The 17,871-nt window shown below is 66.9% G+C and carries 17 protein-coding genes; 10 read left to right on the forward strand and 7 right to left on the reverse strand.

Going from position 1 to position 17,871, the window contains the following annotated elements; all coding sequences use genetic code 11:
- Window positions 1–129: 129 nt before the first annotated feature.
- The 3 genes from rnd to AC3B6A_RS07250 all read left to right on the forward strand — a co-directional run bounded on the left by rnd (window position 130) and on the right by AC3B6A_RS07250 (window position 2,752).
- Window positions 130–1,263 (forward strand): ribonuclease D, encoded by a 1,134-nt coding sequence (rnd, locus tag AC3B6A_RS07240; RefSeq protein WP_488401620.1) that lies wholly within the window; start codon window positions 130–132, stop codon window positions 1,261–1,263.
- A 15-nt stretch (window positions 1,264–1,278) separates the two neighbouring features.
- Window positions 1,279–1,572 (forward strand): YcgL domain-containing protein, encoded by a 294-nt coding sequence (locus tag AC3B6A_RS07245; protein ID WP_488401622.1) that lies wholly within the window; start codon window positions 1,279–1,281, stop codon window positions 1,570–1,572.
- 247 nt (window positions 1,573–1,819) lie between these two features.
- Window positions 1,820–2,752, forward strand: coding sequence for a D-2-hydroxyacid dehydrogenase (locus AC3B6A_RS07250; RefSeq protein ID WP_488401624.1), 933 nt, complete (start codon window positions 1,820–1,822; stop codon window positions 2,750–2,752).
- A gap of 131 nt (window positions 2,753–2,883) precedes the next feature.
- Here AC3B6A_RS07250 and AC3B6A_RS07255 read toward each other — a convergent pair whose 3' ends face one another.
- Window positions 2,884–3,477 (reverse strand): nitroreductase family protein, encoded by a 594-nt coding sequence (locus tag AC3B6A_RS07255; protein ID WP_488401626.1) that lies wholly within the window; start codon window positions 3,475–3,477, stop codon window positions 2,884–2,886.
- A 234-nt stretch (window positions 3,478–3,711) separates the two neighbouring features.
- On the opposite strand from AC3B6A_RS07255, the gene AC3B6A_RS07260 reads away from it, so the two are divergent.
- Window positions 3,712–4,161, forward strand: a complete 450-nt coding sequence (locus AC3B6A_RS07260; RefSeq protein ID WP_488401628.1) for a YcgN family cysteine cluster protein — start codon at window positions 3,712–3,714, stop codon at window positions 4,159–4,161.
- A 12-nt stretch (window positions 4,162–4,173) separates the two neighbouring features.
- Here AC3B6A_RS07260 and AC3B6A_RS07265 read toward each other — a convergent pair whose 3' ends face one another.
- The gene (locus AC3B6A_RS07265) at window positions 4,174–4,515 is read right to left on the reverse strand and encodes a CPCC family cysteine-rich protein (protein WP_488401629.1); all 342 of its coding nucleotides are present in this window, start codon (window positions 4,513–4,515) and stop codon (window positions 4,174–4,176) included.
- Complete coding sequence (locus AC3B6A_RS07270; RefSeq protein WP_488401631.1) at window positions 4,515–6,575, reverse strand: S9 family peptidase; 2,061 nt, start codon at window positions 6,573–6,575, stop codon at window positions 4,515–4,517. Before AC3B6A_RS07270 ends, AC3B6A_RS07265 begins: the two co-directional genes overlap by 1 nt.
- A 99-nt stretch (window positions 6,576–6,674) precedes the next feature.
- Here AC3B6A_RS07270 and AC3B6A_RS07275 point away from each other — a divergent pair, with 99 nt between their 5' ends.
- The 4 genes from AC3B6A_RS07275 (at window position 6,675) to AC3B6A_RS07290 (ending at window position 9,071) form a co-directional block, all read left to right on the forward strand.
- Window positions 6,675–7,145, forward strand: coding sequence for an MFS transporter (locus tag AC3B6A_RS07275; protein ID WP_488401632.1), 471 nt, complete (start codon window positions 6,675–6,677; stop codon window positions 7,143–7,145).
- 65 nt (window positions 7,146–7,210) lie between these two features.
- A complete protein-coding gene (locus AC3B6A_RS07280; RefSeq protein ID WP_488401633.1) occupies window positions 7,211–7,657 on the forward strand; it encodes an HIT family protein in 447 nt (148 codons plus the stop codon).
- Between the two features lie 3 nt (window positions 7,658–7,660).
- Window positions 7,661–8,434 carry a class II glutamine amidotransferase gene (locus tag AC3B6A_RS07285; protein WP_488401635.1) on the forward strand — a complete coding sequence of 258 codons (774 nt, stop codon included), beginning with the start codon at window positions 7,661–7,663 and terminating at the stop codon, window positions 8,432–8,434.
- A 112-nt stretch (window positions 8,435–8,546) separates the two neighbouring features.
- A complete protein-coding gene (locus tag AC3B6A_RS07290) occupies window positions 8,547–9,071 on the forward strand; it encodes a DUF2937 family protein (protein WP_488401637.1) in 525 nt (174 codons plus the stop codon).
- A 444-nt stretch (window positions 9,072–9,515) separates the two neighbouring features.
- Here the strand turns inward: AC3B6A_RS07290 and aceK are convergent, their stop codons facing one another.
- The 4 genes from aceK to cysK form a co-directional block, all read right to left on the reverse strand.
- A complete protein-coding gene (gene aceK, locus AC3B6A_RS07295; RefSeq protein WP_488401639.1) occupies window positions 9,516–11,252 on the reverse strand; it encodes a bifunctional isocitrate dehydrogenase kinase/phosphatase in 1,737 nt (578 codons plus the stop codon).
- Window positions 11,253–11,422: 170 nt separating this feature from the next.
- A complete protein-coding gene (locus AC3B6A_RS07300) occupies window positions 11,423–12,328 on the reverse strand; it encodes a DMT family transporter (protein ID WP_488401641.1) in 906 nt (301 codons plus the stop codon).
- Window positions 12,329–12,770: 442 nt separating this feature from the next.
- The gene (locus AC3B6A_RS07305) at window positions 12,771–13,877 is read right to left on the reverse strand and encodes a polyamine ABC transporter substrate-binding protein (RefSeq protein ID WP_488401642.1); all 1,107 of its coding nucleotides are present in this window, start codon (window positions 13,875–13,877) and stop codon (window positions 12,771–12,773) included.
- Between the two features lie 212 nt (window positions 13,878–14,089).
- Window positions 14,090–15,064, reverse strand: a complete 975-nt coding sequence (gene cysK, locus AC3B6A_RS07310; RefSeq protein ID WP_488401644.1) for a cysteine synthase A — start codon at window positions 15,062–15,064, stop codon at window positions 14,090–14,092.
- 295 nt (window positions 15,065–15,359) lie between these two features.
- Here cysK and AC3B6A_RS07315 point away from each other — a divergent pair, with 295 nt between their 5' ends.
- The gene (locus AC3B6A_RS07315; protein ID WP_151187902.1) at window positions 15,360–16,205 is read left to right on the forward strand and encodes an AAA family ATPase; all 846 of its coding nucleotides are present in this window, start codon (window positions 15,360–15,362) and stop codon (window positions 16,203–16,205) included.
- 179 nt (window positions 16,206–16,384) lie between these two features.
- Window positions 16,385–17,566 (forward strand): vWA domain-containing protein, encoded by a 1,182-nt coding sequence (locus AC3B6A_RS07320; protein WP_488401645.1) that lies wholly within the window; start codon window positions 16,385–16,387, stop codon window positions 17,564–17,566.
- The last annotated feature ends 305 nt before the right edge of the window (window positions 17,567–17,871 follow it).

Genomic DNA, 17,871 nt, shown 5'->3' on the forward strand with positions numbered 1-17,871 from the left:
TGCCTTGTTGTTATGGGGCGGGCCTAGCCTAGCCGCTGCGCAAGGCGGGACATAGCCAATGGCCGAGTGGAATGCTCGCACATCATGCATCTCGATATAATGCGCGGCACCGAAACGAAGGAGATGTTCGTGACCGCTCTCGATATTCAGTGGATTCGCGACGATGCCAGCCTGGCGCGCAAGTGCCAGGACTGGAAAGAACTACCGTACCTCGCGCTCGATACCGAGTTCATGCGTGTCGATACCTTCTATCCCGAAGCTGCCCTGGTGCAGGTCGGCGATGGCAGCGGCGTGTGGCTGATCGACCCGCTGCTGATCCGCGACTGGTCGCCGTTCGCCGCGGTGCTGGAGTCGCCGCTGGTGGTCAAGGTATTCCACGCCTGCGGCGAGGACCTGGAAGTCTTCCTGCGCCTGACCGGCAGCCTGCCGCAGCCGCTGTTCGACACCCAGCTGGCCGCCGCCTACCTGGGCCTGCCGCACTCGATGGGCTACTCGAAGCTGGTGCTGGAGATCCTCGGCATCGACCTGCCCAAGGACGAGACCCGCTCCGACTGGCTGCAGCGCCCGCTGACCGACATGCAGGTGCGCTATGCCGCCGAGGACGTGCTGCACCTGGCCGAGGTCTACGTGAAGCTGGCGCCGCGCCTGAGCGAGAAGAAGCTGGACTGGCTGCTGGCCGACGGCGCGGACCTCGCGGCCAACCAGGCCCGTATCAGCGACCCGCAGGAGGCCTACCTCGACGTGAAGCTGGCGTGGAAGCTCAACCGCCAGCAACTGGAGGTGCTCCGCGAGCTCTGCGCCTGGCGCGAAGAACAGGCCCGCCTGCGCAACCAGCCGCGCAACCGCGTGCTGCGCGAGCACACCCTATGGCCGCTGGCGCGCTTCCAGCCCGCCGACAAGGTGGCCTTGGCGCGTATCGACGACATGCACCCGCGCACCGTGCGTCAGGACGGCGACACCCTGATCGCGCTGATCGCCCACGCGGCGAAGCTGCCGGAGGCCGTTTGCCCCGACGTACTGCCCGAGCCGCTGCCGCGGGAAGTCACCCCGGTGCTGAAGATGCTGCGCGAAGTCGGCCAGGAAGAAGCCGAGCGCCAGGGCATGGCGCCCGAACTGATGCTGCGCAAGAAGGTCCTCGAGGCGCTGCTCAAGACCGGCTGGCCGAACGGCCCCTACCAACTGCCCGAATCGCTGCAGGGCTGGCGCCGCGAGCTGATGGGCCAGGCCCTGCTGGACCGCCTCGCCGGCCAGACCACCGAATAACGCGGAAGACACACCATGAAACGCATCTGCTCCATCTACAAGAGCCCGCGCAAGAACGAGATGTACCTCTACGTCGACAAGCGCGAGGCGCTCAGCCGCGTGCCCGAGGCGCTGATCGCCGCGTTCGGCCCGCCGCAGCACGCCTTCGACCTGGTGCTCAGCCCCGAGCGTCAACTGGCCCGCGAGGACATCCACAAGGTCCTGGACCACATCGAGAAGCAGGGCTTCCACCTGCAGATGCCACCGGCCGAAGAGGAGTACATCGAGCACCTGCCGGAGGAGCTGCTGCGGATGAACGATCCGCTCTGATTCCTTGCAGTCGCACAAGGTTTCCGGGGCCGCGGACGGGTACAGTGCTGGCACTGTGCAAGTTCGCGGCTTGAGCGCATTATGCGCGGAGAAAAGGGTTCAACGGAGCGGAACGCTTGGTCTCCGGCTGTGTCTATAGCCGCCTGTCTTCCCTCGAACTAGCCGATATCCACGGGAAGCTCTCCTGATGCGAGTCCAGATGCGCCAGCCGAAAACGTTCCACCGATCGAAGCGAAGGTCCTGAATCATGCGCCTGCTCGTTCTCGATCGCGACCATGCCCTCTACGCCGCCCTGATCATGGCGGCGGAGCCCCAGATTACAGTGGTCTCCGGCGACAAGCCGGACAGCCTCCTCGACGCCGCCGCCGAATGCCCGATCTGGCTCGCCCAGCCCGACCTCGCCGCGCAACTGCTGCGCCGGGGCATCCATCCGGTGTGGATCCAGTCCAGCTGGGCCGGCATCACCCCGCTGCTGGCGGACGACCTGCCCAAGGACTACGCGCTGACCCGCGCCGTGGGCATCTTCGGCCAGGTCATGAGCGAATACCTGCTCACCTACCTGCTCGCCCATGAACGGCAGATGCTCGGCCGCCTGGCCAGCCAGGTCGGCGTGCAGTGGGATGACCGCCTGCCCGGCACCCTGAATGGCCGCCGGGTGCTGATCGTCGGTACCGGCGAGATCGGCCAGGCGGTGGCGCACATGCTGGCGCCGTTCGGCGTGGAACTGATCGGCGTGGCGAAGAACCCGCGGCCGTTGCTGCCGTTCAGCCGCGTCGGCGCGCTGGACGACCTGTCGCGCCTGGTGCAGACCGCCGACTACGTGGTCAACCTGCTGCCCGATACCGAGCATACCCGCGATATCTACAACCTCGCGCTGTTCAACCGGATGAAGCCGACGGCGCTGTTCATCAACGCCGGGCGCGGCACCTCGGTGGTCGACGCCGACCTGGTGACGACGCTGGAGTCCAACAAGATCGCCGGCGCGGTGATCGACGTCTGCCGCGAGGAGCCGCTGCCGCCGCAGCATCCGTTCTGGCACACGCCGCGCCTGCTGCTCACCGGGCACACCGCCGCGCCGACGCTGCCGGGGGCGCTGGTCGAGCTGTTCCGCGACAACCTCACGCGCTACTGGGCCGGCCAGGAAATGCGCGGCGAAGTGGACTTCACGCGCGGTTACTGATTGCCGACTGACAACGAAAAAGGCCCCGGATGGGGCCTTTTTCGTTTTTCTGTAGGAGCGAGCTTGCTCGCGAACCTGCAAGGCACGGTGTAATTCCGTTCGCGAGCAAGCTCGCTCCTACAAAAGTCCCTTCAGAGCGAGAAATCGCCCTCGGCGGCGATTTCCGCCAGCGGGCGGCGGGCATTGGGCGCTTCGCGGGCCTGCAGGCTTTCCGGGAGGATCGACTTGTCGCCGAGCTTGCCGACGGCGATCACCGCATGGATTTCATGGTCCGCCGGGACCTTCAGCTCGCTGCGCGCCAGTTCGCGGTCGAAGCCGGCCATGCCGTGGGTGTGCCAGCCGGCCAGGCTCGCCTGCAGCGCCAGGAAGCCCCAGGCCGAGCCGGTGTCGAAGCTGTGCCAGAGCGCCGGCTTCTCCTCGGTCGAGCCGGGCGGGGCGAAGGTGGTCCTGGACAGCACCACCACCAGCGCCGAGGCGTGCTGCGCCCAGCTCCGGTTGAATTCGCCCAGCAGGTTCAGGTAGCGCTGCCAGTTCGGCGTGTCGCGGCGCGCATAGAGGAAGCGCCAGGGCTGCGAGTTGAACGAGGAGGGCGCCCAGCGCGCCGCTTCGATGAAGCTCAGCAGGGTGGCTTCGGCGATGGTTTCGCCGTTGAAGGCGCGGGGCGACCAGCGATTGATGAACTGCGGGTCGATGGGGTGCTCGGCAACGCGGGGATTGGCGCTCATGGTGGCTCCTGTGACTGCTTGGGACATGCCGATGGTGCCGTGGACGGCCGGGCATCGCGGATGGGGCGGGCGGCGCGGCCAGTGCGGGACTGGCGGGCCGTGCCCGTGGGGCGGTCAAGCTAACCAGCGCCGCGCGCGCTGGCAAGCGACTCGCGGTCAATGGTCGCCTGCGCTTGGCCTTCCGGCGCTGCGGGCTTAGACTTTGCGCCCCGTGAAACCGCCCCTGTACAAAAAATGGCCGCCAAAGTCGAACCCTTCTGGAAACGCAAGACCCTCGACCAGCTCGATCAGGACGAGTGGGAATCGCTGTGCGACGGGTGCGGCCTGTGCTGCCTGCAGAAGCTGGAAGACGAGGACGACGGCACCGTCTACTACACGCGCATCGCCTGCAAGCTGCTGGACCTGAAGAGCTGCCGCTGCACCGACTATGCCAAGCGCCGCGCCAGCGTGCCCGACTGCATCCAGCTCACGCCGTCCCAGGCCGACGAGTTCCGCTGGCTGCCGCCGACCTGCGGCTACCGCCTGGTGGCCGAGGGCAAGGACCTGCCGCTGTGGCACCACCTGGTCTGCGGCGATCCCGATGCCGTGCACCACGAGCGCATCTCCCAGTCCGGGCGCATGCTCAGCGAGAACTCGGTGGCCGAGGACGACTGGGAAGAGCACCTGATCTTCCGCGCCGGCTGATCCCTGCCGGCGTCAGCGCGGCGCCCGCAACCAGTAGCAGGCTTCCTCGCCGCGCAGCGGGGCTGCGCCGTCGGGCAGCTCCACGCGTTTTTCCCAGAGCGGGAACCAGCGTTCGTCCTTCTCATCGTCGATGGTCGGCGGGCGCGCCCGGGTGCGCAGGCGCCGTTCGCAGGCGCCCCATTGCACGTAGTTGACCTGCGCCTCGATCAGACTCACCGCATTGGCGCCGCCGCGCGCGTCGGGGAAGCACAGCTGCAGCTGGTCGTCCTCCCAGCGGCAGATTTCGCAGATTTCGTACGACCCCGGCGGGTCGCCGAAGCTGAAATGGCCGCAGCACGGGCAGGTGTAGAGCATCAGCGGTTGCCTTCGATGCCCAGCACCTTGAACAGGAAGGCGTATTCCAGCGCCACGTCCTTCAGGCCCTGGTAGCGGCCGCTCATGCCGCCGTGGCCGGCGCCCAGGTCGGTCTTGAGCAGCAGCAGGTTGTCGTCGGTCTTGTTCACCCGCAGCTTGGCCACCCACTTGGCGGCTTCCCAGTACTGCACGCGGCTGTCGTTGTAGCCGGCCACCGCCAGCAGGGCCGGGTAGTCCTGGGCGCTGACGTTCTCGTAGGGCGCGTAGGCGCGGATGCGCGCGTAGACCTCCGGCTCCTGCGGGTTGCCCCACTCGTCGTACTCGGTGACGGTCAGCGGCAGGTCGGGGTTGAGCATGCTGTTGAGCACGTCGACGAAGGGCACCTCGGCGATGGCCGCGGCGAACAGCTGCGGGCGCTGGTTGAGCACCGCGCCGATCAGCAGGCCGCCGGCGCTGCCGCCGCTGATGGCGAGCTGCGCCGGGGTGCTGTAGCCCGCGGCGAGCAGGTGTTCGGCACAGGCGATGAAGTCGCTGAAGGTGTTCTGCTTGTGTTCCAGCTTGCCGGCGCGGTACCAGGCCTCGCCCAGTTCGCCGCCGCCGCGCACGTGGGCGATGGCGAAGACGAAGCCGCGCTCCAGCAGGCTCAGGCGGGCGTGGGAGAACCAGGGGTCGAGGCTCTCGCCGTAGGCGCCGTAGCCATAGAGATAGAGCGGCGCCGGCTCGCCGCGGGCGATGCCGGCCAGCACCTCGCGGCGGCCGACCAGGCTGATCGGCACCCGCACGCCGTCATTGGCGCAGGCCCAGAGCCGCCGGCTTTCGTAGGCGTCGGCGTCGAACGGGCCTTCCACCGGGGTTTCCTTCAGCACCTGCTGTTCGCCGCTGGCGAGGTCCAGCTGGCGGATCTGCGCCGGGCGGTTGAGCGCCTCGTAGCGCAGGCGGATCACCGGGCTGTCGAACTCCAGGCTGTCCTGCACGTAGAGGTTGTAGGCGGCGTCCGGCAGGTCCACGCGATGCGCCGGCTGGCCCTGCGGGCGTACCTCGACGATCGGCAGCCCGCCTTCGCGCAGGCTCAGGGTCAGGGCGCCGGCGCTCAGGGTCAGGCCTTCGAGCATCACCTCGTCGCGGTGCGCGATCAGCGTCTGCCAGTGCGCGCGGGTCGGCTGCGCCTCGCTGGCGTGGTAGAGGGCGAAGTTGATGCCGGTCTGGTTGCTGCGGATCAGCCAGGCCCAGTCGCCGTCGAGGCGGCCGTGGTCGGGGTAGTACTCGTGGCCTTCCTCGCGCGGGGCCAGGCAGGTGAACTCGCCGTCGGGCGTGCCGGCGTCGAGCACCCAGGCCTCGCTGGTGGTCTTGCTGCCCAGCAGCAGGATCAGCTGGCGCTCGGAGCTGGCGCGGTAGCAGTGCAGGAAGAAGCGCCCGTCGGACTCCTCGAAGACCCGCTCGGCGCCGCTTTCGCCCAGGCGGTGGCGGTACAGCCTGTGCGGGCGGTGGGTGTCGTCCAGCTCGCCGAAGAACAGGGTGCGGTTGTCGTTGGCCCAGACCAGGCTGCCGTCGCAGTCCTCGAAGGGCAGGGTGGTGACGCTGCCGTCGGCCAGTTCCTTGACGTACAGGGTGTAGATCTCGTCGCCGCTGGTATCCAGGCTGTAGGCCAGCTTCGAGTGGTCCGGGCTGATGCTGAAGGCGCCCACCGCGAGGAAGTCGTCGCCGGCCAGGGCATTGGGGTCCAGCAGCAGCTGCTCGGCGCTTTCGTCGACCTTCAGCGAGCCGTCGGCCGGGCGCGGGCAGCGGTAGTGGCGCGGGTATTCGTCGCCGGCGGTGGTGCGCTGGTAGTACAGCCAGGGGCCCCAGGGCGTGGGCAGCGACAGGTCGGTCTCGCGGATGCGGCCCTTGATCTCCTGGAACAGCGTTTCGCGCAGTTTCGTCTGCGGCAGGAGCTGCTCCTCGAGGTAGGCATTCTCCGCCTTCAGGTAGTCGAGGACGTCCCCGGCATCGCGGTTCTCCAGCCAGGCATAGGGATCGGCGGCGGCCTCGCGGCGGGCGATGGGGGGCTGACGGTCGGTCATGGCGGTTCCTCGGCGGCGGCGTGGATGACGCCCGGCCGCGCACCCATGGGTAAAAGCGGCTATCATACGCACCCCTCTGCCGCCACCGCACGCACGCGCATGAACGAACACGATTACACCCTTGCCTGGGGCGCCTACATCGTCGCCGGCCTTGGCCTGACGCTGGTCTGGTTCCTGATGACCGGCTGGATGTGGCGCTGGCTGCGCGAACCCCTGCGGGTGATCGTCATCGTCCTGCTGTTCACCCCGACCCCGGTGAACCCGGAGAACAACCTGTACGCCCCGGCCATCGCCATCACCGCGCTGGACGTGCTGTTCAAGGTCGGCAACAACGCCTGGCGCTCGGTCTCGGACCTGGCGCTGGTGCTGCTGGCGGCGTTCGGCGTGTACCTGCTGTTCGTGCTGATCCGCTGGCCCGTCGAGCGGGCGCTGAAGAAGCGCCGCAAGGCGCCGGAGCCGGAGGACGAGCCGACCCTGCGCCAGTTGATGCAGCCGGAGCTGATGCCCGACGTGGACTCCCGCACCGACGAACGCGGCGACCGCCGCATGCGCATCGAGCCGCGCCTCTGATTCGCGCCTTGCGTCCTGACCGGCACGCGTCCAGCATGAACTGAACGGCCTTTCGAGGAGTTCCCATGGACTGCGTGTTCTGCGCCATCGCGGCCGGTCGCGTGCCGGCCCGTACCCTCTGCGAAGACGAGCATTTCATCGTGCTGCTGGACATCTATCCGCTGCGCCCCGCGCATCTGCTGGTGGTGGCGCGGGAGCACGCGACCTTCCTGCACCAGCTTCCCGATGCGGCGCAGCAGGACCTGATCCCGCTGACCGAACGCATGCAGCGCGTGCTGCGCCGGGCCGGCTATGGCCGGATCGGCATCAACCTGCTGGTCAACGATGGCCCCGCGGCCAACCAGCACCTGGAACATTTTCACCTGCACCTGATCCCGCGTGAGCTGAACGACCTGCCGGCCCTGCTGCTGCGCGCGCTCACGCGGTTCCTGCCGCTGGGACGGCGGAGGCTGCAGCAACGCCTGGACCGCGAGCTGCATGAGCTGCGCGAGGCACTGATGGAGGAGAACTGATTCATGTGCGAGCTGCTCGGCATGAGTACCAACGTCCCGACGGACATCCTGTTCAGCTTCACCGGGCTGATGCAGCGCGGCGGCGGCACCGGCCCGCACCGCGACGGCTGGGGCATCGCCTTCTACGAAGGACGCGGGGTGCGGCTGTTCCAGGACCCGGCGGCGAGCATCGACTCGGAAGTGGCGCGCCTGGTGCAGCGCTACCCGATCAAGAGCGAAACGGTGATCGGCCACATCCGTCAGGCCAACGTCGGCAAGGTCTGCCTGGCCAACACCCACCCCTTCGTCCGCGAGATGGGCGGGCGCTACTGGACCTTCGCGCACAACGGCCAGCTCGCCGACTTCAACCCCGCGCCGGGGTTGTACCGCGCGGTGGGCGACACCGACAGCGAGGCGGCCTTCTGCGACCTGCTCAACCGCGTGCGCCGCGCCTTCCCCGAGCCGGTGCCGGTGGAAGTGCTGCTGCCCACGCTGGTCAGCGCCTGCGCTGCCTACCGCGAGAAGGGCGTGTTCAACTGCCTGCTCAGCGACGGCGACTGGCTGTTCACCTTCTGCAGCAGCAAGCTGGCCTGGATCACCCGCCGCGCGCCGTTCGGCCCGGCGCGCCTGAAGGATGCCGACCTGACCGTGGACTTCCAGTCCGAGACCACGCCCGACGATGTGGTCACGGTGATCGCCACCGAGCCGCTGACCGACAACGAGAACTGGACCCTGATGCAGGGCGGCGAGTGGATGCTCTGGTGGCGCGGCGAGATCGTCGACCAGGGGCGGATCTGACTCGGCCTGCGCGCACCCGTGCGACGCAGGCCCGGACCCGGCGGGTGCCTTCGAGGACAATCGGCGGCGCCTCGCGGGCGATTCCAATACGACAAGAACGAAGGGGGAGAGGATGCTGCGCAGCTACATTCGCATGGTGTTGTTCGCACTGGGCCTGATGGTGGCGATACAGGTGCCGGGTTTCATCAAGGATTACACCCAGCGCGTAGACGCCCATCGCATCGAGGCGGGCCAGGCGCTGCAAGGCTTCAAGGACACCTCGGGGGAGTACTTCAAGGGCGATCTGAATGCCCTGGTGGCGCATTATCGCGGCAGTGGCGATCCGGTGTTCCAGCGTGACGCCGACAATATCGAGCGCCTGCTGCGCCGCGCCCAGCTGTTCGAGAACGAGTGGCGGGCCCTGCAGGGCGGCTGGTTGCAGCGCGCCTGGCACATGGTCAGCGCGCCGAACGCCGAGCTGCTGCAGGAGACTTACCAGAACTACAGCTACCAGGTGGTGCTGGCGCCCGAGGCGATCGGCTGGGGCCTGGCCGGCGGCCTGGTGCTGGCGTGGATCGCCGAGGTGCTGATGGCTTCCCTGGCGGCGCTGGTCGGCCTGGGCGACAACCGCCGGATGTCGCGGCGGCATTGGAACTGAGGCCGGCGGGGCGTTTGGGGGCAAGGTCAAACGGGAGATAACGCCGAACGTTATCCACCCCTGACGGCTCTGCGTAGGAGCGGACCTTGTCCGCGATGCTCTTTGCTCGGGATGGGGTTTTCTGCGCCGCTTCGGCGTGTGCAGATGTATCGGGTTTCGCCCCCTCGGGCGACCTACTTTGGCAAACGCCCCAAAGTAGGCAAAGGTCTTGCCCCTCCATCCGGTTTTTCGCTTAGGCGAAAAATTCCCTCGCTGAATCGAAGTTTCAGGGGCACGCTGCGAAGGGCCATCCCTGGCCCATCGCAGCTCTCGCGACATCCATGTCGCTCAACCCCTGAAACTCCGATCCAACGAGGCCTCCTGAAAGGGGCGTTCGGAGTGCCTGGGTGTTTCTCTGGAAGTCTTCAAGAGCCAGCGCAAAAGCCGGGCGTTCCGGCAGGTGGATCAGCGCGCCAGCGCCGCTTCCGGCGACTCATGCCGGCGGTAGGGGAACACGTCGATCACCTTCCCCGCGCGAATCTGCTCCTGCAGACCCTTCCAGTAATCGGCGTCGAACAGGTTGCCGTGCAGCCGGGCGAACAGCCGGCGCTGCTTCAGGTCGACGAACAGGAAGCGCGGGAACTCCTCCGGGAACACGTCCATCGGCCCCACCGAATACCAGGGCTCGGAGGACATCTCGTCTTCCTCGTAGCGCGGCGGCGGGATGTGGCGGAAGTTCACCTCGGTCAGGTAGCTGATCTCGTCGTAGTCGTAGAACACCACGCGGCCGTGGCGGGTGACGCCGAAGTTCTTCAGCAGCATGTCGCCGGGGAAGATGTTCGCCGCCGCCAGCTGCTTGATCGCCAGGCCGTAGTCGTTCAGCGCCTCCTCCACCTGCGCCTCGCTGGCGTGCTCCAGGTAGATGTTCAGCGGGGTCATGCGGCGCTCGGTCCAGCAGTGGCGGATCAGCACCACGTCGCCCTCCAGCTTCACGGTGGAGGGCGCCACGTCCAGCAGTTCGGCGAGGCAGTCGGGGTCGAACTTGCGCACCGGGAAGCGGAAGTCGGCGAACTGCTGGGTGTCGGCCAGGCGGCCGACGCGGTCGTGGTTCTTCACCAGCTGGTACTTCTGGATCACCGTGGCGTGGTCCACGGTCTTGGCCGGGTTGAAGTTGTCCTTGATGATCTTGAACACCACGTTGAAGCCGGGCAGGGTGAACACGCTCATCACCATGCCGCGCACCCCCGGCGCCATGACGAAGAGGTCGTCGGTGCTCGCCAGGTGGTTGATCAGCGCGCGGTAGAACTCGCTCTTGCCCTGCTTGTAGAAGCCGATGGAGGTGTACAGCTCGGCGATGTGCTTGCCCGGCAGCAGGCGCTTGAGGAAGGCCACCAGCTCCGCCGGCACCGGCGCGTCGACCATGAAGTAGGAGCGGGTGAAGGAGAAGATGATCGAGACTTCCGCCTCGTCGGTGATCACCGTGTCGAACTGGATGCCGCGGCCCTCGTGGTGCACCAGCGGGAACACCAGCGGCCACTGCTCGTCCGGGGTGAACAGGCGGCCCACCAGGTAGGCGCCCTTGTTGCGGTAGAACACCGAGCCGATCAGTTCGATGGACAGCGCCGGGTCCTTGCAGACCCAGTCCGGCAGGCTGGCGCGCAGCAGGCTGTCCATGCGCTCCAGGTCGCGTTCGCGGTCGTCGTAGTCCACGGCGAAGCGGTAGTCGTCGAAGATCTGTTCCAGGCTCTGGCGCAGGAGGCCCCGGGGGCGGTACAGGCGGGTGTGCGGATCGCGGGCGTGGGCGCGCAGGGACGGCCGGGTGGTGTGCACGAACATGGTGCCGTCGCTGATGTTGTCGTGGCTGAACAGGCCGCAGAAGATCGAGTTGAACCAGGTTTCCGCCAGCTCGTCGTCCAGGCGCGGGTCGATCAGGGTGATGTAGGCGCTCTTGGCGATCGGCCAGCGCTCCACGTCCACCAGGTCGATATGGGCCATGGCGCGGACCAGCCGCTCGACGGTTTCGGCGACCTTTTCCTCGTACAGGTCGATCCGCTCGGCCGAGGCCCGCTGCGCCTCCTGCCAGAGCGCCTGCTCGAAGCGCGCCGGGGCGCCGTCGGTGATCTCGTGGAAGCGCGCGCGATAGTCGTCGAAGCCTTCGAGGATCAGGGTCGCGATCTCGGTCGCCGGCCAGTGCTGAGCCATGGGAGCGCCTCTTTGCGTCTTTTGTGCTGCGAGCTTAGCCACGGGGATCGGCCAGGGAAAGGGACAATTCGTACGGCCCGTGCAGGGCGGGCCGCGTATGCCGATGGCCCTTTCTCCCGGCGTCCGCGCCTGTGCCGCAGGCACCGCCGCGGCACAGGCTCCACGACGGGCTAGGCGTTATCCGCCGCCTGCGCAGCTTCCGTAGCCCGAGCCGCCGCCGGCTTGCGGAACACCAGCATCAACCCGGCCACGATCAGGCCCATGCCCAGCAGCCCCAGCGCGGACAGGCGGTTGCCGAACACTCCGTAGTCCATCAGCGCGGTCACCGCCGGCACCAGGTAGAACAGGCTGGTGACGTTGACCAGGTTGCCCGCCGCGATCATCCGGTAGAGCAGCACGGTGGCCAGCACCGAGACCATCAGTCCCATCCACAGCGCGCTGAGGATGAAGGCGGCGTTCCACTCCACGCGCAGCGGCTGGAAGGGCGCCACGGCGAGGCAGAGCAGCAGTCCGGCGATGTACTGCAGGGGCAGGGTGCCCAGCGGATTCTCGCGGATGTTCTTCTGCAGGATCGAGCCGCCGGTGATCGACAGCAGCGCCAGCAGGCAGCAGGCCAGCCCGGCGAAGGTCAGGCCCGAAAGCCCGATGCTCTGGTAGACCACCATCACCAGTCCGATCAGCCCCAGCGCCAGGCCGCCCAGGCGCGGGGCCGAATGCCGGCGTTCGAGCAGGAAGCTGGTGAGCATCGGCTGCACGCCCAGCACCGTGGCGATGACGCCGGGGGTGACGCGCAGGTCCAGCGCCAGCAGGTAGAAGATCGGGTAGATGCCGAGCATCACCAGCCCGGTGAGGATGGCGTGGCGCACCTGCCGGCGCTCGCGCGGCCAGCGCAGGCCGATCAGCGGCGAGAGCAGCAGCAGCGCCACCAGCGCGGTGCCGAAGCGGGCGATGAGGAAGACCATCGGCGAGGCGTGGGCCAGGCCCCACTTGCTGATGATCGCCGCGCTGCTCCACAGCAGCACGAAGAGCGAGGTACTGGCCAGGGTGGCCAGGGACGAGCGGTTGAACGAAATCATGCAATGCACCTGTCGTCAGGCAGATCACGACCGGCCTTCGAAGGGCCGGCCACAAGCCGGGAGCCGCGTCAGATCAGCGCGGCAAACCAGGCGGTGGAAAACGCGTGTGGCGTCAGAAGCTCACGCCGGGTGGCGGGTAGGCCGCACCGGGAGGCGGAGGCGACGCGACGGCGACGACAGGCGGGGGAGGAGGGCAGGCGGCGCCCGCACCCGCGCCGCGCGCCGGGGAGGCTGCAGCGATGATTGCCGGATCGGGCAATGGGTATCGGGACATGGGAGGCGAACCTGTTCAGTGGGGGCAGCGACTGCGCTGCGTGGGGTGACTATAGCGGGCGCTGCGCGCCGCGGCGAGCCCCGCGCGAGTCGCGCGGCAAAGCACGACTCCTGCGACAGAAACGACAACGCGCGGCCGAAGCCGCGCGCTGCCGGGCAAGGCTTGCGCTTACTTGCCGGTCTTCACGGTGTTCCACACGCGGGTGCGCACGCGGTCGATCTTCAGCGGCATGGATTCGAGGGCGAACAGCTTGGCCATCTTCTCCTGCGGCGGGTAGATCGCCGGGTCGGCCTTGATCGCCGCGTCCACCTGCGGGTCGGCGGCCAGGTTGCCGTTGGCATAGTGCACGTAGTTGCTGATGTTGGCCATCACGTCCGGGCGCAGCAGGTAGTTCATGTAGGCGTAGGCGGCCTTCTCGTCGGGGGCGTCGACCGGCATGGCGACCATGTCGAACCACAGCGGCGAGCCTTCCTTCGGCGTGGAGTACTGGATGTTCACGCCGTTCTTGGCTTCCTTGGCGCGGGTGGCGGCCTGCAGGATGTCGCCGGAGAAGCCGATGGCCACGCAGATCTCGCCGTTGGCCAGGTCGCTGACGTACTTCGAGGAGTGGAAGTAGCGGATGTACGGACGCACCTTCAGCAGCGCCTGCTCGGCCTTGGCGTAGTCATCCTGCTTCTGGCTGTGGTGCGGCAGACCGAGGTAGTTGAGGGTGATCGGCAGCAGTTCCGGACCGTTGTCCAGCACCGCCACGCCGCACTTGGCCAGCTTTTCCATGTACTCGGGCTTGAAGAACAGGTCCCAGGAGTCGACCGGCGCGTTGTCGCCGAGGACTTCCTTGATCTTCGCCGGGTTGTAGCCGATGCCGGTGGTGCCCCACAGGTAGGGGAAGCCGTGCTCGTTGCCCGGGTCGTTCACTTCCAGCGCCTTCATCAGCACCGGGTTGAGGTTCTTCCAGTTCGGCAGCTGGCTCTTGTCCAGCTTCTTCAGCGCGCCGGCCTGGATCTGCTTGGCCATGAAGTGGTTGGACGGCCCGACGATGTCGTAACCGGATTTGCCGGTCATCAGCTTGCCGTCGAGGGTCTCGTTGCTGTCGTAGACGTCGTAGGTCGCCTGGATGCCGGTTTCCTTGGTGAAGCTCGGCACGGTGTCCGGGGCGATGTAGTCGGACCAGTTGTAGATCTTCACGGTGTCGGCCTGGGCGGCGCCTGCGGGCATCGTGATAGAGAGCGCAAGGGAAAGCGCGAGGGTGGAGAGCAACGGGGCGGAAATTTTCATTCTTGTGTTCCTGACTACGGTGCGGGATGCCCGGCGCCGCCCGTTCGGGATGGGCTGCAAGGTGCGCGGGCAGGGCAAGAATGACCCGGTTTTGCGGAGCATGGCCAGCGGCCATGGCTGCTTGCGGGTCCGCAGACAGCCACGCGTGGTCAGGGGGATATCGCTTTCGCAGCGGCGACCGGGAGAGCGCCCCGGAACGGGGCGCGGGAGGCTTACTGGACCAGGTCCTGCTCGTCGAACAGGCCGTCGAAGAGCATGCTCGACAGGTAGCGCTCGCCGGAGTCGGGGAGGATCACCACGATGGTCTTGCCCTGCATGTTCGGCTCCTCGGCCAGCTTCACCGCGGCGGCCATGGCGGCGCCGCTGGAGATGCCGCAGAGGATGCCTTCTTCCTGCATCAGGCGCAGGGCCATGGTCTTGGCGTCGTCGTCGGTGACGGTGGCGACGCGGTCGACCAGCGACAGGTCGAGGTTCTTCGGCACGAAGCCGGCGCCGATGCCCTGGATCTTGTGCGGGCTGGGCTTGACCTCCTCGCCGGCGAGGGTCTGGCTGATCACCGGCGAGCTGACCGGTTCCACTGCCACCGCGAGGATCGGCTTGCCCCGGGTGTTCTTGATGTAGCGCGCCACGCCGGTGAGGGTGCCGCCGGTGCCGACGCCGGCGACCAGCACGTCCACCGCGCCGTCGGTGTCGTTCCAGATTTCCGGGCCGGTGGTCTTCTCGTGGATCGCCGGGTTGGCCGGGTTGTCGAACTGCGCCGGCATGAAGTAGCGCGACGGATCGCTGGCGACGATTTCCTCGGCCCTGGCGATGGCGCCCTTCATGCCCTTGGCCGGCTCGGTCAGCACCAGCTCGGCGCCCAGGGCCTTGAGCACCTTGCGGCGTTCCAGGCTCATGGAGGAGGGCATGGTCAGGATCATCCTGTAGCCACGGGCGGCGGCGACGAAGGCCAGGCCGATGCCGGTGTTGCCGGAGGTCGGCTCGACGATGGTCATGCCCGACTTGAGGCGGCCGCTCGACTCGGCATCCCAGATCATGTTGGCGCCGATCCGGCACTTCACCGAGTAGCCGGGGTTGCGCCCTTCGATCTTGGCCAGGATGGTGACGCCGCGCGGGGCGATGCGATTGATCTGGACCAGCGGCGTGTTGCCGATGGACTGCGCGTTGTCTGCGTAAATGCGGCTCATGGTGGGAGTCCTTGTCGCTCGTGGAAGACCAGAAAGCCTATTCCCAGCCCGCCTCTGCGTCCAGACGCAGAACCGGCGGAAAGATCGGTCGCCGCGGCGCCTGGAACGGGCCTCAATGGACCTGCGGGAGGCCGGTGGCGGCGGGAAATGTCTGGATGCGGGGTGACCGGGCATTCAGTGACTGAATGCCCGGCCTGCGTTCACACTCGGGCGCCATGCGCGTTATAGTCGCGGTCTCCCTTACGCTCATTCATGCCCGGGTCCGTCCCGGCCGCTATCGTTCGAGGATTCACCGATGAAGTTCGAAGGCACCCAGTCCTACGTCGCCACCGACGACCTCAAGCTGGCGGTCAACGCCGCCATCACCCTGCAGCGCCCGCTGCTGGTGAAAGGCGAGCCGGGCACCGGCAAGACCATGCTCGCCGAGCAGCTGGCGGAGTCCTTCGGCGCCAAGCTGATCACCTGGCACATCAAGTCCACCACCAAGGCCCACCAGGGCCTCTACGAGTACGACGCGGTCAGCCGCCTGCGCGACTCGCAGCTGGGCGTGGACAAGGTCCACGACGTGCGCAACTACATCAAGAAGGGCAAGCTCTGGGAGGCCTTCGAGGCCGAGGAGCGGGTGATCCTGCTGATCGACGAGATCGACAAGGCCGACATCGAGTTTCCCAACGACCTGTTGCAGGAACTCGACAAGATGGAGTTCTACGTCTACGAGACCAACGAGACCATCAAGGCCAAACAGCGCCCGATCATCATCATCACCTCCAACAACGAGAAGGAACTGCCGGACGCCTTCCTGCGCCGCTGCTTCTTCCACTACATCGCCTTCCCCGACCGCGAGACCCTGCAGAAGATCGTCGACGTGCACTATCCGAAGATCAGCGGCACGCTGGTCAGCGAGGCGCTGGACATCTTCTTCGACGTGCGCAAGGTGCCGGGCCTGAAGAAGAAGCCCTCCACCTCCGAGCTGGTGGACTGGCTGAAGCTCCTGATGGCCGACAACATCGGCGAAGCCGTGCTGCGCGAGCGCGACCCGACCAAGGCCATCCCGCCGCTGGCCGGCGCCTTGGTGAAGAACGAGCAGGACGTTCAGCTCCTTGAACGCCTCGCCTTCATGAGCCGCCGCGCCAGTCGTTAACTATCGGGCTGCTGCGCGTCGGCCATGCTGCGTTGGAATCAGACTCGGAATGCTCATTTACAATCGTAAACTCCGCTTCCTCGTCTGATTCCGCCTTGCCTGGCTCTAGCTCGCAAGCCCTTGCACCGAGTGCAAAAGGAGCGTCGCTCCTGCATCAATGAATAAACGAGGGTGCAGCCATGCTGCTCAACCTGTTCAACGAAATGCGCGCGGCCAAGGTGCCGGTGTCGGTGCGCGAGCTGCTCGACCTGATCGATGCGCTCAAGCACCGCGTCGTGTTCGCCGACATGGACGAGTTCTACTACCTCGCCCGCACCATCATGGTGAAGGACGAGCGCCATTTCGATAAGTTCGACCGCGCTTTCGGCGCCTACTTCAAGGGCCTGGAAAAGCTCGACGACCACCTCAAGGCGCTGATCCCCGAAGAGTGGCTGCGCAAGGAGTTCGAGCGCCTGCTGACCGACGAGGAACGCGCGCAGATCCAGTCCCTCGGCGGCCTGGACAAGCTCATCGAGGAGTTCAAGAAACGCCTGGAGGAGCAGAAGGAACGCCACGCCGGCGGCAACAAGTGGATCGGCACCGGCGGCACCAGCCCGTTCGGCTCCGGCGGCTTCAACCCCGAGGGCATCCGCGTCGGCGACGCCGGCAAGCGCCAGGGCAAGGCCGCCAAGGTCTGGGACCAGCGCGAGTACAAGAACCTCGACGACCAGGTCGAGCTGGGCACGCGCAACATCAAGATCGCCCTGCGCCGCCTGCGCAAGTTCGCCCGCGAGGGCGCGGCGGATGAGCTGGACATCGACGGCACCATCGACCACACCGCCAAGGACGCCGGCCTGCTCAACATCCAGATGCGCCCGGAACGCCGCAACACCGTGAAGCTCCTGCTGCTGCTCGACATCGGCGGCTCCATGGACGCCCACGTGAAGGTCTGCGAGGAACTGTTCTCGGCCTGCAAGACCGAGTTCAAACATCTCGAATACTTCTACTTCCACAACTTCATCTACGAGTCGGTGTGGAAGAACAACCTGCGCCGCGGCAACGAGCGCACCGCCACCTTCGACCTGCTGCATAAATATGGGCCGGACTACAAGGTGGTGTTCGTCGGCGACGCCGCCATGGCGCCCTACGAGATCACCCAGGCCGGCGGCAGCGTCGAGCACTGGAACGAGGAGGCCGGCTACGTCTGGATGCAGCGCTTCATGGAGAAGTACAAGAAGCTCATCTGGATCAACCCCTACCCGAAGGACACCTGGAACTACACCGCCTCCACGGGCCTGGTGCGCGAGCTGGTGAAGGAACAGATGTACCCGCTGACCCTGAGCGGCCTGGAAGAGGGCATGCGCTTCCTCTCCCGCGGTTGAGAACCCATTTACGATCTGCTGCGCGTCGGCATGACTGCGTTGAAATCGGTCTCGGGGTGCTCATTTACTGCGTGTAAACTCCGCTCCCGACCCCGATTGACTCGCTGCGCTCGCCCTTCGGGCCAGCCTAAAGGCTGTTACTCCCGTTGGTCATTGCGCCTTGTTCTGCTCTGGCTCGCGAGATCGTAAACAGGTTCTGAGCGCCAGGACGGTGCACGCGCAGCGTCCCGGTGTCCGCAAAGGTAACCCTGCGGCGCAAGGCCGGAATCCCCGCCGCGCGTCGAAGCCCCCGCGCATCGGGGATC

This window comes from Pseudomonas sp. B12(2026) (genome assembly GCF_057767015.1).

Excerpts from the sequence above, each read along its gene's own strand:
- AC3B6A_RS07245 (WP_488401622.1), top strand. The coding sequence starts at position 1,279 with ATGAAACGCATCTGCTCCATCTACAAGAGCCCGCGCAAGAACGAGATG.
- AC3B6A_RS07250 (WP_488401624.1), top strand. The coding sequence starts at position 1,820 with ATGCGCCTGCTCGTTCTCGATCGCGACCATGCCCTCTACGCCGCCCTG.
- AC3B6A_RS07255 (WP_488401626.1), bottom strand. The coding sequence starts at position 3,477 with ATGAGCGCCAATCCCCGCGTTGCCGAGCACCCCATCGACCCGCAGTTC.
- AC3B6A_RS07260 (WP_488401628.1), top strand. The coding sequence starts at position 3,712 with ATGGCCGCCAAAGTCGAACCCTTCTGGAAACGCAAGACCCTCGACCAG.
- AC3B6A_RS07265 (WP_488401629.1), bottom strand. The coding sequence starts at position 4,515 with ATGCTCTACACCTGCCCGTGCTGCGGCCATTTCAGCTTCGGCGACCCG.
- AC3B6A_RS07270 (WP_488401631.1), bottom strand. The coding sequence starts at position 6,575 with ATGACCGACCGTCAGCCCCCCATCGCCCGCCGCGAGGCCGCCGCCGAT.
- AC3B6A_RS07275 (WP_488401632.1), top strand. The coding sequence starts at position 6,675 with ATGAACGAACACGATTACACCCTTGCCTGGGGCGCCTACATCGTCGCC.
- AC3B6A_RS07280 (WP_488401633.1), top strand. The coding sequence starts at position 7,211 with ATGGACTGCGTGTTCTGCGCCATCGCGGCCGGTCGCGTGCCGGCCCGT.
- AC3B6A_RS07285 (WP_488401635.1), top strand. The coding sequence starts at position 7,661 with ATGTGCGAGCTGCTCGGCATGAGTACCAACGTCCCGACGGACATCCTG.
- AC3B6A_RS07290 (WP_488401637.1), top strand. The coding sequence starts at position 8,547 with ATGCTGCGCAGCTACATTCGCATGGTGTTGTTCGCACTGGGCCTGATG.
- aceK (WP_488401639.1), bottom strand. The coding sequence starts at position 11,252 with ATGGCTCAGCACTGGCCGGCGACCGAGATCGCGACCCTGATCCTCGAA.
- AC3B6A_RS07300 (WP_488401641.1), bottom strand. The coding sequence starts at position 12,328 with ATGATTTCGTTCAACCGCTCGTCCCTGGCCACCCTGGCCAGTACCTCG.
- AC3B6A_RS07305 (WP_488401642.1), bottom strand. The coding sequence starts at position 13,877 with ATGAAAATTTCCGCCCCGTTGCTCTCCACCCTCGCGCTTTCCCTTGCG.
- cysK (WP_488401644.1), bottom strand. The coding sequence starts at position 15,064 with ATGAGCCGCATTTACGCAGACAACGCGCAGTCCATCGGCAACACGCCG.
- AC3B6A_RS07315 (WP_151187902.1), top strand. The coding sequence starts at position 15,360 with ATGAAGTTCGAAGGCACCCAGTCCTACGTCGCCACCGACGACCTCAAG.
- AC3B6A_RS07320 (WP_488401645.1), top strand. The coding sequence starts at position 16,385 with ATGCTGCTCAACCTGTTCAACGAAATGCGCGCGGCCAAGGTGCCGGTG.